This is a genomic window from Nitrospiria bacterium (assembly GCA_035498035.1).
Lineage (GTDB): Bacteria > Nitrospirota > Nitrospiria > JACQBZ01 > JACQBZ01 > JACQBZ01.
Map to the genome: position 1 here is coordinate 66,883 of DATKAN010000058.1, position 16,440 is coordinate 83,322.

The following is a 16,440-nucleotide window of genomic DNA, read 5'->3' on the forward strand; positions in this document are numbered from 1 at the left end:
AAGCCCGGCTCATTTCCCCTCCCCCGCCAGCTCTTTGAGAATCGCACCGGTCTCTTTAAGTTCTTTCCCGAAACCGGCCCAATCGCCCTGACGCAGCAGCTCCTCGGCCCGCTCGAAATGGGAGAGGGCCGAACGGATTTTATCCTTCGCGCTTCCCGCGGACGGCGGCGCGGCCCCCGCTTCGGACGGGGCGGGGAGGACCGGCCGTCCGCCGAAAATCGCGGCCAGCGCGCTTTCGAGATTCTCCTGCATCGAGAGTTGATTGCCGTACGCGACGATGACGCGTCGAAGCTCCGGGAGCGAGCCGGCCTCGGCCGAGAGATAGAGCGGCTCGATATAGAGCAGCGAGTTCTCGATCGGGATCACCAGCAGGCTTCCGCGTATGACCTGGGAGCCCCGCTGGTTCCAGAGGGAGATCTGCTGGGAGATGTATCCGTCCTGATCGATGCGGGCCTCGATCTGCCTCGGACCGTAGATCAGCTTCTGCTTGGGGAAGAGGTAGACGATCAGTTTTCCGTAATGGGGCGCGTCGGCCCGCGCGGCCAGCCACGCCGCCATATTGTCCCGGTTCGCCGGGGTGTAGGGGATCATCAGGATGAACTCTTCCTTCGTTTCCTTCGGTAGCTTCATGATCGTGTAGTAGGGCTCCATCGTCCGGTCGCCCTTGGACGGGATGTTCCAGAGATCTTCGCGATTGTAGAAAATCTGCGGGTCCTGCATGTGATACGTGGCGTAGAGATGGGCCTGGATGCGGAAAAGATCCTCGGGATAGCGAAGATGAGCCCGGAGGTCGGCCGGCATTTCCTCCAGGGGCTTGAAAAGGCCGGGGAACGCGGCGGCGTAGGTCCGGATCAGCGGGTCGTCGGGGTCGTTGATGTAGAGCGTGACGGTGCCGTCGTAGGCGTCGATGACCGCCTTGACCGAGTTACGGAGATAGTTGCCGAGTCCGCGCAGGTTATAGGCATAGGGGATCCGGTCGGTCGTCGTGTACCCGTCCACGATCCAGACCAGCCGGCCCTCCTTCGTGATGACAAGGTAGGGGTCGTCGTCGTAGCCGAGAAAGGGCGCCAGCCGTCGGACCCGGTCGAGGACGTTCCGGTAATACAGGACCCGGCTCCCGGACGTGATGTCGTTCGAGAGCAGGATCTTCATCGACCCGAACTCCGCCGAGAACAGGAGCTTCCGCCAAAGGGAGGAAACCGGGACGCCGCCCTTTCCGTCATAGACCGTGTACTCGTTCTTGTCCCCCAGCGGATAGTCGAACTCCAGCGACTTGGTCTTCACGAAGACGTAGCTGTTCGTCAGCTCGCCGTAGTAGATCTCGGGCCGGGCGATCTTCAACGGGATCGTCGAAACCGGGGGAATGTCCTTGATCATGAACTCGGGCAGGCCCTCCTTGGTGATCCGGTTCACCGGGCCCAAGGCCACGCCGTACCCGTGCGTGTAGGTGAGATGCTCGTTGATCCAGTTGGCGCCCCCGGGAAGGTTCCGGGACGACAGCTCCCGCGGGGAGAGCATCACCTGCCGGTATTCCCCGTCGATCTCGTAGCGGTCGTTGTCCACACCGACGAAGTCGTAATAGGTCCGGATCTGCTGGAGTTGCCGGTAGGTGGCGAGCAGCGGCCGGTGATCCCACAGCCGGACGTTTTTGAGCGTGAGGTCGTTCCTCGACATATCCTGAAGAGAAAGATTCTCCTCGGCCGGAAATTCCTGCTCCTCGATGTTATTGAGTCCGAAGGCGTAGCGGGTGGACTTGATGTTCTCCTGGATGTAGGGCCGCTCCAAGACGATCTCGTTCGGCAGCACCCGGAAACGGTGGAGCAGCTCGGGATAGAACGAGACGCCGACGATCTGGAACACGAGCACCCCGGCGATCGCGACGACCGGGAGGCGCCACCCGCGGCCGTATCCCCCGACGATCACGGCCAGCGCCGCGAGCAGGGCCAGTCCGCTCAGGAAGTTGAGCGCCGGAATACGGGCATGGACATCCGAGTAGACCGCCCCCGTGACCACCCCGCGGGTCGTGAAGAGGAGCTCATAGGCCGACAGCCTGTACCCGGCCGCCTTGAGCGCCAGGATCACCCCGATCAATCCCGTCAAATGCCGCTTCGGCCCCGCGTCGATGAAAAACCCCCTCGGACCGACCCCGAGGCCGCCGTGATAAACGTAGAGCAGCGCCGTGAGGATCGTGACGAGAATCACCATTCCCATAGCCCATCCCTGGGCAAAGCTCAGGAAAGGCAGTTTGAAAACGTAGAACCCGAAATCGTTTCCAAAGACCGGGTCGGATATCCCGAAACCGGAGGCGTTCTGCGCGAGAAGGAATTTTTCCCATTGCGAGGCCCCGTTCAGCCCTCCCAGGAAGGCGGCCACCAACGACAGGACCGGGATCCCCCGGGCGATCTGAGGGTCGAGCTGGGTGCGAACGGGCAGGTCGAGCCATTGTTGTGTGCGATCCCAGCGTCCGGCGTTCCGGTGGCGGTGGGCCACGACGAGGTTGAGATACAAAACGATGAAAAGCAGGAGGCCGAGCCCCAGACCCAGCTTGATCTCGGCGGTCAGGGTGGTCATCAGGACGGGGAACTGTCCGATCTCGATGAACCAGAGCCAGTCGGTGTAAAAGGAGACGAGGTTGCCCGACAGGAGCAGGGCAAGCACCGCGAGAATGATTACGGCCCAGAATCGGATCATAGGGTGGGTTCAATAAGGGTTGAGGGTTATGAGGCGCCGTCGGGCGCTGGGCCCCGTCGGCGACTCGGCTTGCGTTTGTGTACACGGCTTGGCGAAGGACCCGGCCCGTCAGGGTCAATTTTCCGCAGAGCTCCTTCGGAAAATTGAGCGGCCGAGCCTTAGCCGGGTCAAACAAAAGCCGCCGGAGCCGCAAGGCTCAGAGTCCGACGGCTAACTCCCCCGGTTAGAACAGGGTTTCGTCGCCCATCTCGCCGGTATAGACCACGCGGGCATCTCCTTCCAGGAAGACGTCGGAGAACTGGCGTCCGTCCCACCGGTAGTAAACCCGGAGGACCATTCCGCTCTGCTGGCGGAGGGTCATCGGGGAGGCGCCTTGGCCCAGCGCTCCGGCGATCAGGGCCGTCGCCACCGCGCCGGTGCCGCAGGCCAGCGTTTCGTCCTCGACGCCCCGCTCGTAGGTCCGCATCCGGACGAGGCGGGGGCTTTGGATCGTCGCGAAGTTGACGTTGGTCCCGGCCGGCTGAAACAGTTCATGGTGGCGGATCGCCCTTCCCAGCGGAACCACCTCCGCCGCGGCCGGGTCGTCCACGAACAGAACGGTATGGGGGACGCCGGTGTTGAGGAAGTGGCCGACGTAGGTCTGGTCACGGACCGGGATCTTGACGTCCAATTGAAGCGATTGCGGCGTCGGCATCTGGATCTTGACGTTCGTCCCCCGGATCTCGGCCCGGATCGGTCCGGCCAGCGTCTCGAAGACCATTTTGGACGGGGCGATCTTTCGGAGATAGGCGAACCGCGCGGCGCAGCGCCCGCCGTTTCCGGAGAGCTCGGCCTCCGTCCCGTCGGCGTTGAACAGGCGCCAGCGGAACCGGGCCTCCCGGGGACGCGCGGGGCGTTCGATCAGGATCAGGCCGTCGCCGCCGACCGAAAGGCGGTGCGTGCAGACCGTCGCGGCGAAGCGGTTGAGCCGCCGGCCCTTGAAGGCGCTCAGGGCGCCGCGGCGGTTGTCGATCAGGATAAAATCGTTTCCGCTGCCGCTCATTTTCCAGAATGGGATTTTTTTCATTGAATGGTCCTTCCGGCGGGTCCTGTCCTTCGGCAGCCCCGCCGTGCTCGCCACCCCGCCCGGTGTAGGGACCCCGGCTGCGCTCGGTGGGGCGCCCCGCCTCCGGCCACCCGCCGCATCCGATGCGGGATTCATTTCTGTATTATTTCAAAAAATCCGGGATATGCTCGCCCTTGATCAGATCCGCGTAGGTCTCGCGTTCCCGCACGACGTCGAAGCGATCGCCGTGGACCAGGATCTCCGGCGTCCGGGGACGGGCGTTGTAGTTCGAGGCCATCGCGAACCCGTACGCGCCCGCGCTCATGACGGCCAGGTATTCCTCCGGGAGGCATTCCTCCATTTCACGGTCCTTCGCCAGGAAATCGGCCGACTCGCAGATCGGTCCCACCACGTCGGCCGCGATGGTCTTCCGTCCGCGGCGGATCAAGGGCTGGATCAGATGAAACGCCCCGTAGAGGCTCGGACGGATGAGATCGTTCATGGCGGCGTCCACGATCACGAATTTTTTGGCTTCCCCTTCCTTGGTGTAGAGCACCTTCGTGACGAGAATGCCGGCGTTTCCGACGAGCGCCCGGCCCGGCTCCATGATCAGGACGCATTTGAGGTCCTTCACGAGCGGCCCGATGGCCGTCGCCAGTTCCTTGGGGAGGGGAGGGGTCTCGTCTTCGTAGGTGATGCCCAATCCTCCGCCGATGTTGACGTACTGAACGTCGATCCCGAGTTTTTTGAGTTCCTCAACCAGGCCCAGCAGCCGTCGAAGCGCGTCGACGTAAGGGGCGGTCTCGGTCAGTTGGGACCCGATGTGTTGATGGATGCCGGCGACCTCGACATGTTTCAGGGACGCGGCCAGCTTGTATTCCTCCAGGGCCTTGTCGATGCCGATCCCGAATTTGTGTTTTTTCATCCCGGTCGAGATGTACGGATGGGTTTTCGGGTCCACGTTGGGGTTGACCCGCAGCGCCACACGGGCCTTCTTCCCCATCGACCCCGCCACCTCGTCGATCTTGCGGAGCTCCTGGGAGGATTCGACGTTGAACATGAGGATGTTCGATTCGAGGGCGTAGCGGATCTCCTCGGCCGTTTTTCCGACACCGGCGAAATTGATCTTCCGGGGGTCCACCCCGGCCTGCAGGGCCCGGAACAGTTCCCCGGCCGAGACGATATCCGCCCCGCCGCCCTCCCGGGCGAACAGCCGCAGGATCGCCAGGTTGGAATTGGCCTTCATGGCGAAGGTGATGATGTGCGGGATCGAGGCGAAGGCGGAGTCGTAGGCCCGGTAATGGTTCAGGAGGGTCTTGGCGCTGTAAAGGTAGAACGGCGTGCCGACTTCCTGGGCGATGGTCTTGACGGGGACGTCCTCGCAGTAAAGCTCGTTTTGGCGATAATGGAACTCATGCATAGTTGGGTTTCGACAGATCCTCCTTCGAAATCTCCCGTCCCCTCAACGCAATATGATCCACCGTCTCCCTGAAGGAGTTTTTCAAATTCATCACCTTGACCCGCACCTTGGGGGCCAGATGCTTGAGCGGCCGCCAGTCCAGCAGAGCCGAGATCGCTTCGGGCGCGGCGTATTTTAAGTGTTCAAAGTTAATCACGATGTCCATCTTGGCCTTGTTCGCCGCCTTCAGGATCCGTTTCTTCACCTCGGCGACGTTGAAGCGGTCCAGCGTGCCTTCCAGCTCGATCATCAGGGTGGTCAATCCCTCGTGCTTTTTCACCTTCATCTTGAGATAACGATCGATCTGGGTCGTCGCTTCCTTGACCGAGGTCTTCACCGCGCTCAAGGCGTTGGGAATCAGGTTCCCCGTGTCGATCGAGGGGAGCTCCACATGGAGTTTCTTCAAGGTCTTGGCCAGGGGAGACAAGTGGCCCGCGGGACAGGTCCGTCGGATGAGCTGCCGGAACCGCCAGTTCATGACCCAGCGCGCGAGGAACCGCTGGTTTGTGGCGGACATCCGGGTGGAGATCGAGGGGATCGAAAAGAACTGGCGGTTGGCCCAGAAAAAGCCCTCCTGCAAAACTTCGGGCGTCATCCGTTTCGGGTGATAAACGACATGCTTGCCGTCGTATTTGGACCAGTCCCAGTCGAAGATGCGGCCCTCGGCCTTCAGCCGCTCGAACAGCGCCGTCCCGGGCAGCGGGGTCGAGATATTGATGTAGGCCAGCTCCACGCGGCACTTGATCAGGAACTCGATCGTGTTCTCGAAGACCGACTCGTCGTCCGCGTCCGATCCGAAGATGATCCCGGGGTTGACCATGATGCCGTGATCATGGAAACACCGGATCTGGTCCTCGTAGCGTTTGTCCTGATTGAACCCCTTGTTCATCTCGGTCAGGACGTCCTGATTGATCGACTCCAGCCCGACGAACATCGAGACGCAGCCGCTCTCGGCCGCCAGCTTCACCATGTCCGGATCGTTCCCCAGGAACAGCGTGCACTGGGCCCCCCATTTGATGTTCAGCTCCTTCAAGGCGGTCCAGAGCTTTTTGCAGTAGTCGCGGTTCGAGTTGTGGAGGTCGTCCACGAAGGCGAAGATCGTCCCGTCCTCGATCCCGGTTAAGATCCGCAGGCCGGTTCCGATCCGGTGCCAGACGGGTCCCCGGATCATTTTCTCCACGAGCTGGTTCCGTCGCCATTCCTTGATATGCTGGATTTCGGCGATGATGTCGTCGATCGACCGGCGGCGGGAGCTCTTACCGTTGAAGGGGGAGACGCTGCAGAACTCGCAGTCAAAATGGCAGCCGCGCGTCGTCTGGAGGCACTGATTCGTCATGTAGCAGCCGCTCGGAAGGAGATCGATCCGGGGATGGACGTAGTTCTCCATCGTCGGATAAGGTCCCATTTCATAAAACGGCTGAAGGGCGCCGCGCTCGAAATCCGCGACGACGTTGTGCCAGATCTCGTCGGCCTCGAACTTCACGACCGCATCCGCGTGAAGCTTCGCCTCTTCGGGCAGGTAGGTGGCATGGGTTCCGCCCAGGCAGACCTTGACGCCCCGCGCCCGGAACTGGTCCGCGATCTCGTAGGCCCGTTGGGTATAGCAGGTCATCTGCGTCGAAAGGCCCACAAAGAGGTTCTCGGCCCCCCGCTCCCGGATCACGGCGTCGATCAGATCCTTCCGGACGATCGTTCGGCTCTCGTCCACGATTCGGACGTCCCAGGTTTTGGGGGTCCGTGACGCGATGACGGGCAGCGACAGTTTCGGGAACCAGATCGCCTGCATTTCGGAGGGGTTGATCCGGTAGGGATTATCCTCCGGATAAGGATCGATCAGGAGCAACAGCTTTTTGGCCTTCTTGGCCGATTCCAATTGGATCAGTGCCATGATGAATTACCTCAATAATTATTTAACGCGAATCATTGGAATTTTCTTGCGACCTTTCTTGCGACCCCGGTTGCGGGCCCGGGGCTGACGGTTCGTTGCCTTGCGGTTGAGAACGCTCCTTTGAAAGGACGTCCTCCGGAGCGATAAGAGCCCCCTTTTTACCACATCCGGCGGGAAAAAACAAGAATAAAATAAACAGGATGATCGGGCAGACGGCCAGTCTTCGGACGCAGGGCATCGGCATTTATTTCTCCTCGATCCGGCGGATCCGTTCCAGAATTCGATTCCGGGCGGTCGCCCCCGTTTGCTGCTTTCGTTCCACGGACGCCTCCAGATCGAGAAAACCGATGACGTCTTTTTGAAAATGGTCCGAGAATTTTTGGAGTTCCTTTATGGAAAGCTGCCTGAAATCCCGCCCTTGATCCAGGCAGTAGCGGACGATCCGGCCGACGACTTCATGCGCCTGCCGGAACGGCAGGCCCTTTTCGACCAGGTAGTCGGCCGCCTCGGTGGCGAGCAGGAAGCCGTTTTCGGCGGCCTTGGCGGCGGCCTCCCGCCGCAGCGTGATTCCCGGGATCATCTCGGTCAGGACCGACAGGCTGGTTTTCACGGTATCGACCGAATCGAACACCGCCTCTTTATCCTCCTGAAGATCCCGGTTGTAGGCCAGCGGAAGACCCTTCATCACCGTCAGCAGGGCCATCAGATGGCCGTAGACGCGGCCGGTCTTGGCCCGGATCAGCTCGGGGACGTCGGGATTTTTTTTCTGAGGCATGAGGCTGCTTCCGGTGCAGAAGGCGTCGGGCAGTTCCAGATAGCCGAATTCATCCGTGGACCACAGCACCAGCTCTTCGCAGAACCGGGACAGATGCATCATGAGGATGCCCGCGGCGGCCAGAAACTCGATCGCCCCGTCCCGGTCGCTCACCGCGTCCAGGCTGTTTTCCGTGACGGCGGGAAAGCCCAGGTCCTCGGCCAATTCCTCCCGGTTGATCGGGTAGTTCGTTCCGGCCAAGGCCCCGGAGCCGAGGGGCATGACGTTGACCCGTTGAAAGCCGTCCAGGAAGCGCTGCCGGTCCCGCTCCAACATTTCGTAGTAGGCCAGCAGGTAATGGGCGTAGCGGATCGGCTGGGCCTTCTGAAGATGGGTATAGCCGGGAAGGATGACGTCGACATGGCTCTTGGCCTTGGCCACCAGGCCGTCCTGCAGGTCCTTGACGGCCTCGATGATGTGTTTCATCTCGTCCCGCAGGTAGAGACGCAGGTCCAGCGCCACCTGATCGTTCCGGCTGCGGCCGGTATGGAGCTTGCCTCCCAGTTCGCCGATCCTCTCGGTCAGCAGCCGTTCCACCGCCATATGGATGTCTTCATCCTGTTCTTCAAAAACCGCCCGGCCCTCCTCGATCGTGATCCGGACGGCCTTCAGCCCCTCGGTGATCCGGTCTGCCTCGTCCTGGGTCAGGACCTTGGCCCGGGACAAGGCGCGGGCCCAGGCGATGCTCCCGGCGATGTCCTGCGGGTAAAGCCGTCGATCGAAGGGGAGGGAGGCCGTGAAGGCCTCGACGCGCCGGTGGGTCTCGGCCGTAAATCGTCCCGACCACATTTTTTTATTTTTGGAATTTTTTTTCATGTTCGGTGCCAATGCGTTATTTTCCCTTCCTTCCCGGTTGCTGCAATCGCAGCGCGTTCAGGCGGATAAAGCCCTCGGCCAGCCGCTGATTGTAGACCGTGTCGGTCTCGAAGGTCGCCAGTTCCGGATCGTAAAGCGAGCGCTCCGATTTCCGGCCGGCGACCGCGCAGTTTCCCTTATACAGGGTCAGGCGGGCGATCCCGCTCACGTTCTTCTGCGCGGCGTCCATCGCGGACTGGAGCATCTCCCGTTCCGGCGAGAACCAGTAGCCGTTGTATACCAGCTCGGCGTAACGGGGGATCAGGGAATCCCGAAGATGCATCACCTCGCGGTCCATCGTGATCGATTCGACGGCCCGGTGTGCGATCTGCAAGATGGTGCCGCCCGGGGTTTCGTAAACGCCGCGGGATTTGATCCCCACGTAGCGGTTTTCGACCAGGTCGACCCGGCCGATGCCGTGATGCCCGCCCCGCTCGTTCAGCCGGGCGATCAGCGCCGCCGGGGAGAGCTTTTTTCCGTCGAGACCGACGGGGTTGCCGCCCTCGTAAGCAATTTCGATCGTGTCGGAACGGTCCGGCGCCTTTTGCGGCGAGACCGTGAGCAGGAACATCTCCTCCGGGGGCGGGGCCCAGGGATCTTCCAGAATCCCGCCCTCGTAGCTGATATGGAAAAGATTCCGGTCCATGCTGTAGGGCTTGGCCTTCGTCGCCGTGACGGGGATTTTGTATTTCCGGGCGTAATCGATCAGAGACTGCCGCGAATCCAGGATCCATTCGCGCCAGGGGGCGATGATGCGAATCTGCGGGTCGACCGACAGATAGGTCAACTCAAAGCGCACCTGGTCGTTGCCCTTGCCGGTCGCCCCGTGAGCGACGGCGTCGGCCTTCTCGCGGCGGGCCACTTCCATCTGGGTCTTGGCGATCAGCGGCCGGGCGATGGAGGTTCCGAGAAGATAGCCGCCTTCATAAACCGCATTGGCCCGGAGCATCGGAAAAAGGTAGTCCTTGGCGAAGACCTCCCGCAGGTCTTCCGTGTAGACCTTGCTCGCGCCCGTCGCCAGGGCCTTCTTCCGGATCGCCTCGAGATCCTCGCCCTGTCCCAGGTCGGCGCAGAAAGCGATCACATCGCAGCGGTAGGTGGCCCTCAACCAGTGGATCGCGACCGAGGTGTCCAACCCGCCCGAATAGGCGAGAACGACTTTTTTGATTTTTGCGGCCATGGATGGCGTTCTTCCCGCTTTGCTCCCGTTAAAGATTTGTTCCGTTCAGACCAGCAACCATTCCAGGATAGCCTTCTGGATATGCAGCCGGTTTTCGGCCTGCTCCCACACGATCGACTGCTTTCCGTCCATCACCTCGGCCGTGATCTCTTTCCCCCGGTGGGCCGGGAGGCAATGCATGACGACGGCCGAGGGCTTTGCGACCGAGAGCAGGGTGTCGTTGATCTGGTAGGGCCTGAACTTTTTCTGTCTCGACTTCGCCTCTTTCTCCTGCCCCATGCTGACCCAGACATCGGTGTAGAGAATATCCGCATCCTGCGCGGCCTTTCGGGGTTCTTCCATCGTTTCGATCCGCGCCCCGGTTTGTCGGGCCGCAACGCGGGAGGCCTCCGCGATCCGCGGGTCGGGACCGTAGCCTTTCGGGCAGGCCAGACGGATCTCGATCCCGGTCCGGGCCGCGCCCTCGATCAAGGAATGGGCCACGTTGTTTCCGTCACCGATATAGGCCAGCTTCAGGCCCTTGAACGCTCCGAATCGTTCGCGGATCGTCAGCAGGTCGCCCAAGGCCTGGCAGGGGTGGTGAAGATCCGTCAAGCCGTTGACGACCGGAATGGTCGCCGCGCCCGCCCAGGCCTCCAGTTGTTCGTGTCCGAAGGTCCGGATCACCAGGGCGTCCAGATAGCGGGAGAGGACCCGGGCGGTGTCCGCCACCGTCTCGCCGCGTTTGAGCTGAAGGTCGCCCGCCAAAAGGGTCAGGCCCGATCCCCCCAGCTGGTTCATGGCCGCTTCGAACGAGACGCGTGTCCGGGTGGAGGCCTTCTCGAACAACAACCCCAGCGTTTTTCCCGTCAACGGGCGCTGTACCCCGCCCGACCGGTGCTGCGCCTTCAAGCGGTCGGCCCGGTCGAGAAGTCCGATCAGCTCTCCGGGGCTGAGCTCGAGGAGGGTGAGCAGGTGCCGGACTTTCATGCCGTTCTCTTTTTGAAGATTCCGTCCAGCCGGTTGATCAGCAGGTCGATTTCTTCCTTCAGAATGATCAACGGAGGGACGAAGCGGAGCACGCGGTCCATCGTGCAGTTGATCAGGAGGCCCTCCTCCAGACAGTCCTGAACGATGGGTTTACCGTCGATCGCGAGCTCCATCCCGACCAGCAGCCCCAGGCCCCGGACGGAGACGACGCAGGGATGCCGCTGCTGGAGGCCTTTGAGCCGTTCGACGAAGTATTCGCCCATCCGACGGCAGTTATCCAGAATGAAGCCCTCCTCCAGCAGCACCTCGAGCGTCGCGATCGCCGCGGCGCAGACCAGCGGATTCCCGCCGAAGGTGGCGGCGTGAGAGCCGGGGGTGAAGGCCCGGGCCACGGAATCCTTGGCCAGCAGCGCGCCGATCGGCAGGCCGCTGCCCAAGCCCTTGGCCAGGGCCATGATGTCGGGTTCGATTCCGGAATGCTCGTAGCCGAACAGCCGTCCCGTACGCCCGATACCGGTTTGGACTTCGTCCAGGACCAAGAGGAGGCCTTTCTCGTCGCACAGTTTCCGAAGGCCGGGCAGGTAGTCGGGGTCCGGGATCCGGACGCCGCCTTCGCCCTGGGCCGGTTCCACCAGGATGGCGGCCGTCCGGTCGGAGATCGCATTCGAAACGGCCTTCAGATCGTTGTAGGGAACGTACCGAAAGCCCGGCACGAGCGGCTCGAACCCTTTATGGTATTTCGGCTGGGCCGTTGCCGTGACGGCGGCCAGCGTCCGGCCGTGAAAAGATTGCTCCATCGTGATAATTTCATACCGGTCCGGCCCGAACTTCTCGCGGGAAAATTTTCGAACAAGTTTGATGGCGGCCTCGATGGCCTCCGTTCCGCTGTTGCAGAAAAAGACCTTGTCGGCGAAGGAATGCTCGACCAGGAGCCGGGCCAGCTTGACCTGGGGCTCGGTATAGTAGAGGTTCGAGACATGCACCAGGCGCTGCGCCTGTTTCTGGAAAGCCACCGTGACGTTGGGATGGCAATGGCCCAGGTTGTTGACCGCGACGCCGCCGACAAAGTCGAGATACTCCTTGCCGTTGGGGTCGTACACCCGCGTGCCACGGCCTTTATGGATGATCAGGGGCTGACGCGTGTAGGTGTTCATCAAATATTGTTGCGCTTCATCGATCAGATGATCCATGATTCATTTAACCTTGCTTCGCAAAGTGAGGGGTTAGCCTGCGACTTAGTGCTATCCGGTATCCGACTGAAACGTCGGGAGTTTCCGATTTGAAGTGTTTATTTTAAACAAAAGGGGCTTAGAATTGCAACTTAAATAAGGGGTTGGCCGGTAGGCTCCGACGAGGAGCGAGAGGCCCCGGCCAGGACCAGCAAGTCGTCCACCGTGAAGAGGGATTCCAAAAGGTAACCGGAGGCTTCGATTTTTTCCCGGCCGCCTTCCTGACGGTCCACGAGAGCGACGACCTTCAGGATCTTGCAGCCGTGCGCCTTGAGCCGTTCGATCGCTTTCAAGGTCGATCCGCCGGTGGTGACGACGTCCTCCACGACCACGACCCCGGCGCCTTCAGGAAGGTTCCCTTCGATCCAGGCCCGGCTTCCATGGCCCTTGGGTTCCTTCCGGATGATGAAGGCCGGGACGGGTTGTCCCTCGAGGTGACTGGTCAGGGCGACGGCGACGGCGATCGGATCGGCGCCCAAGGTCAGACCGCCGACGCCCTGAGGGTGAAGGGGCTTGATCCTCTCGAAAACCAGGCGGCCGATGAGCGCGGCCCCCTTCGGGTCCAGCGTCACCTTTTTACAGTCGACGTAGTAGCGGCTCATCTGTCCGGAGGTGAGTTTGAAGACCGCCCGATCGCTGCAGCGGAACGATTCCCGGAAAAGAAGGTCGCGCAATTGATCCCGGTCGGATGATTTGGACGGGGCCTCTGATTTCTTGCGGGGGGGCATAACAATCCTTGGTCGGCGGATTGTAAAAATTGCGGAGTTAGTATACCATAAGAGTCGATCCTGTCAAAGAGTCGGGGTCGGACGGAACGCGATTTGGGAAAACAGGGTTGAGATGAACTTCTTGCGGGTCATCGTATTCGTGGTCGGTTTTCTTCTCGTCTTGACCGCGATATTCTACGTCATCGGCATTTACAATATCCAGTGATGAAATCCGGCGGGACAGCGGCCTCCGAAATCAATCGATTACCCTTCGCGATCGGCGTGGCGCTCTTGTGCGGCTTGAGCGGGGTTTATTCGGCCGTCCACGCCGCCGATCCGATCGACCGGAAGGCGGGTCCCGTCCGTCTTGGGATGACGGTCGGGGAATTTCAAAAAGCGGTCAAAAGCAGCGAGCAGACCGGGGAAAATCCCGGCCTGATCGGGGACGAACGGTCGTTTGAGGTCCTTCGGGAATCCCTTCCGCCGGAGATCCGGGTCATGGGCTGCCGCTTTCTTCACGGCCGGCTTTATCGCGTGTCGGTCGAGTACCGGCCGGGCTATTTCGACGAGGCCCGCTGGGACGATTGGATCAAAAAGAACATGCAACGCTACGGGAAGGTGCCGATCGAATCGAAAACGCTGGGGGAGCGTCCGTTTGAATTCGTCCAGTGGGACGATCCCCAGACCCGCCTGGTCCTTCAGCGGGAGCACCGGATGCGCTTCGAATCAAAACAACTGGTCAAACAATACAATGTCGTCATGATCCTTCTGGACCAGGCCCTCTGGAACGAGCGCCAGGAGGCCGAGGGCTCGGTGTTTTAGCGATTAGGCCCTCCGCCGCCGGATCGAGGCCCGGGAGCACGCATGGATAACGAGACAACCCTCGGATCGATCAACCCTTCCGACCACCTAACCCGGCGGAGGATGGATTGGATCAACTACCATCTGGCCTGCCTTGTTGTCGTGGCCGGTCCGGTGATCGGCGAGAAGTTTCCGCTGGCCAAGGAACGGATGGTGATCGGGAGACTGCCGGATACCGAGATTCCGATCGACGATCCCTCAATATCGCGGCAGCATGCCGAGGTCGTCCGGGAAGCCGACGGCACGGTTGTTCTCCGCGACCTGGGGAGCAAGAACGGGGCGTTTATTAATGACGTGAAGGTCAAGCGGAGGGCGCTCGTGGAGGGAGACCTCCTTCGGGTCGGGAATTCGGTCCTGCGCTACGTGGGACCCAACAGCTTGGAGGATCTTTACCGGGACGAGAGGTCCGAACGAACCCGTCGGGACGGGCTGACGGGGTTTTTCAACAAGCCCGCCTTTCGCCTTTACCTCGAACGCAACCTCCAGCGTTGCAGGGACCTTCATGCCTCTCTTTCCGTCGGCCTGTTCCAATTTGACGAGTTTAACAAGATCATCGACGGCGGGGGGCCTCCGGCGGGCGATCAGGTTCTGGAGGAGTTTTCCGAACGGGTCAAACATTCGATCCGTCCGACCGACCTCCTGGCGCGCTTCGGCGACGACGAGTTCGGCATCATCCTTCCCCTCACCAACCTGATGGGGGGCCGGATCGTCGGCGAGCGGCTTCGGACCCGCGTCGCGGATCACCCGTTCGCGGCGCAAGGAAAGACGCTTTCGGTGACGATCTGCGTCGGGATCGCCGAACGATCGGGCGGCGCGGAGGATGCCGATGCCCTGATCACCCGCGCCGAAAAGGCCCTTCGCGAGGCGAAACGGATGGGCCGGAACCTGACCTACTGTTTTATGGAAACGACTTGAGGGGAACGGGGCCCGAACTCGGCGTTAAAGCGAACCCCGTCGGGTTGAATGGAGCCGCTTTTGGTGCGCGTCGAGCGCCGGGCCGATCCGGGCGGGGTCGGTGATCGGGGAGGAGCAGGTGAAGTTATAACACAGATACACCGCGGCCCTCCCGTCGATCAACCCCTTGCCTTCAAGGAGCGGGAGGGCAGGGATTTTTTCCGCTTCCGCGTCCGGATTGAAATGCGCCAGGATTTGATTCGGAAGATAGCGCCCATCCGATTCGCGGCGAAGGGCCTCGTACCCCGCCTCGCCGGGTTTTCCGACCACCGCGATTTCGACCGGACCTTCCAGGAGAAAGTCCGCCACGGCCAGCGATTTGCAAAAGGCGCGGGCGATGCGATCGATGACCGCGCCGTAGGCCGTCACGGCCGCCGCCGCCGTTTTTCTCCAATCCTCGCGGTTAAAATGAAAAGACAGGCGCGCGAGCGCCATCGCGGCTGCCGCGTTCGCGTTTGGAATGGCCCCGTCATGGCCTTCGCGGTGACGAAGGATCAGCCGTTCGTGGTCGCGCGAGGTGTGGTAAAAACCGCCGCCGTCCTCGGCCGCAAATTCGCTTAGGATCCTTCCGGCCAACCCCGCGGCCTCGGTGAGGTATCGCGACGAGCCGCCGGCTTCGTAAAGGTCGATCAGCCCCTCGCACAGATAGGCATAATCGTCCAGGTAGGCGTTTAGATGAGCCTTCCCCGAACGGTAGGTCCGAAGCAGCCGTCCGTCGGGCTCCCGAAGCGTTTCCAAAAGGAAATCCGAGGCCCGAACGGCCGCGGCGAGGTATCGCGGGTCGCCCAATATCCGCGCCCCCCTGGCCATCGCCCCGATCATCAGCCCGTTCCAGGAGGTGAGGATCTTGTCGTCCCGTCCGGGCGGAATGCGTTTTTGCCGTGCCTCGTAAAGTTTTTTCCGCGAGGCCTCCAGCGAGGCCCGCAAGTCCTCGGGGGCGAGCTCAAGGCGTGAGGCGACCTGTTCGAGCGTCCGGGGGGTGTTGGGGATGTTTTTCCCCTCCCAGTTGCCCGCCTCGGTGATGTCGTAATAGGCGCAGAAACGACGGGCGTCTTCGTCTCCAAGGACGGCCCGGACTTGTTCCGGCGTCCAGACGAAGTACTTTCCCTCCTCGCCTTCCGAGTCAGCGTCGGTGGAGGAGTAAAAGCCGCCTTCCGGCGCGGTCATCTCGCGGATCTCGTAGTCCAGGATCTCGGCCGAGATCCGTTTGTAGAAAGGATCCTTCGTGACCTGATGGGCCTCGAGGTAGATGCGCGCCAGAAGCGCGTTGTCGTAAAGCATCTTCTCAAAGTGCGGGACGAGCCAGCGCTCGTCGGTGGAATAGCGGCAGAACCCGCCCCCGATCTGATCGTACATGCCCCCGTGGGCCATGGCATCCAGGGTCGTGCGGACGATCTTGAGCCATTCGGGATCGCCCGTGCGCCGGTGGACGCTCAACAAAAGGGACAAGGCCGTGGACGGCGGGAATTTCGGCGCGCCGCCGAATCCGCCGTGGACCGGATCGAATTCCCGCGCCAGGTGCGTCGCGGCCTGGTCGATCGCATCGCTCCCCACGGATTGGGCCGGCACCGAGACGACCTGCCGGCGGATATGCTCCGTGAGAGCTTCGCCCTGATGCAACAACGCCGCGCGGTCGGTCTTCCACAGCTCGGCGATCTTCAGGAGAAGCGCGCCGAAACCGGGACGGCCGTATCGATCCTCGGGAGGGAAGTAGGTGCCGGCGAAGAACGGGCGCTGATCCGGCGCCAGAAAAACGGTCATCGGCCAGCCGCCCTGTCCGTTGTTCAT

At 61.7% G+C, this 16,440-nt stretch carries 12 protein-coding genes; 2 read left to right on the forward strand and 10 right to left on the reverse strand.

What is annotated here, in order from left to right; genetic code table 11:
* Positions 1-9: 9 nt before the first annotated feature.
* The 9 genes from VMN77_11505 to pyrE all read right to left on the reverse strand — a co-directional run bounded on the left by VMN77_11505 (position 10) and on the right by pyrE (position 12,858).
* On the reverse strand, positions 10-2,691 hold the full coding sequence (locus VMN77_11505) for a UPF0182 family protein (protein HTN44410.1): 2,682 nt from the start codon (positions 2,689-2,691) through the stop codon (positions 10-12).
* Between the two features lie 223 nt (positions 2,692-2,914).
* Positions 2,915-3,757: a diaminopimelate epimerase gene (dapF, locus tag VMN77_11510; GenBank protein HTN44411.1), complete on the reverse strand. Its 843-nt coding sequence runs from the start codon at positions 3,755-3,757 to the stop codon at positions 2,915-2,917.
* A 142-nt stretch (positions 3,758-3,899) separates the two neighbouring features.
* On the reverse strand, positions 3,900-5,156 hold the full coding sequence (lysA, locus tag VMN77_11515; protein HTN44412.1) for a diaminopimelate decarboxylase: 1,257 nt from the start codon (positions 5,154-5,156) through the stop codon (positions 3,900-3,902).
* Positions 5,149-7,083: a cobalamin-dependent protein gene (locus VMN77_11520; protein HTN44413.1), complete on the reverse strand. Its 1,935-nt coding sequence runs from the start codon at positions 7,081-7,083 to the stop codon at positions 5,149-5,151. The genes lysA and VMN77_11520 overlap by 8 nt, the downstream gene beginning before the upstream one ends.
* Before the next feature lie 244 nt (positions 7,084-7,327).
* Entirely contained in the window at positions 7,328-8,713 is a 1,386-nt protein-coding gene (argH, locus tag VMN77_11525; protein HTN44414.1) for an argininosuccinate lyase, read from the reverse strand.
* Positions 8,714-8,729: 16 nt separating this feature from the next.
* Complete coding sequence (locus VMN77_11530; protein HTN44415.1) at positions 8,730-9,932, reverse strand: argininosuccinate synthase; 1,203 nt, start codon at positions 9,930-9,932, stop codon at positions 8,730-8,732.
* 45 nt (positions 9,933-9,977) lie between these two features.
* On the reverse strand, positions 9,978-10,901 hold the full coding sequence (gene argF / locus VMN77_11535) for an ornithine carbamoyltransferase (protein ID HTN44416.1): 924 nt from the start codon (positions 10,899-10,901) through the stop codon (positions 9,978-9,980).
* Entirely contained in the window at positions 10,898-12,091 is a 1,194-nt protein-coding gene (locus VMN77_11540) for an acetylornithine transaminase (GenBank protein HTN44417.1), read from the reverse strand. Before VMN77_11540 ends, argF begins: the two co-directional genes overlap by 4 nt.
* 131 nt (positions 12,092-12,222) lie before the next feature.
* On the reverse strand, positions 12,223-12,858 hold the full coding sequence (gene pyrE, locus VMN77_11545; protein HTN44418.1) for an orotate phosphoribosyltransferase: 636 nt from the start codon (positions 12,856-12,858) through the stop codon (positions 12,223-12,225).
* Positions 12,859-13,062: 204 nt separating this feature from the next.
* Here pyrE and VMN77_11550 point away from each other — a divergent pair, with 204 nt between their 5' ends.
* Together VMN77_11550 and VMN77_11555 are read left to right on the forward strand one after the other, a co-directional pair.
* Positions 13,063-13,659, forward strand: a complete 597-nt coding sequence (locus VMN77_11550) for a hypothetical protein (GenBank protein HTN44419.1) — start codon at positions 13,063-13,065, stop codon at positions 13,657-13,659.
* Between the two features lie 42 nt (positions 13,660-13,701).
* Positions 13,702-14,613 carry a GGDEF domain-containing protein gene (locus VMN77_11555; protein ID HTN44420.1) on the forward strand — a complete coding sequence of 304 codons (912 nt, stop codon included), beginning with the start codon at positions 13,702-13,704 and terminating at the stop codon, positions 14,611-14,613.
* A gap of 24 nt (positions 14,614-14,637) precedes the next feature.
* Here VMN77_11555 and VMN77_11560 read toward each other — a convergent pair.
* A partial coding sequence (locus VMN77_11560) for a thioredoxin domain-containing protein (protein ID HTN44421.1) occupies positions 14,638-16,440 on the reverse strand: 1,803 nt, incomplete at its 5' end.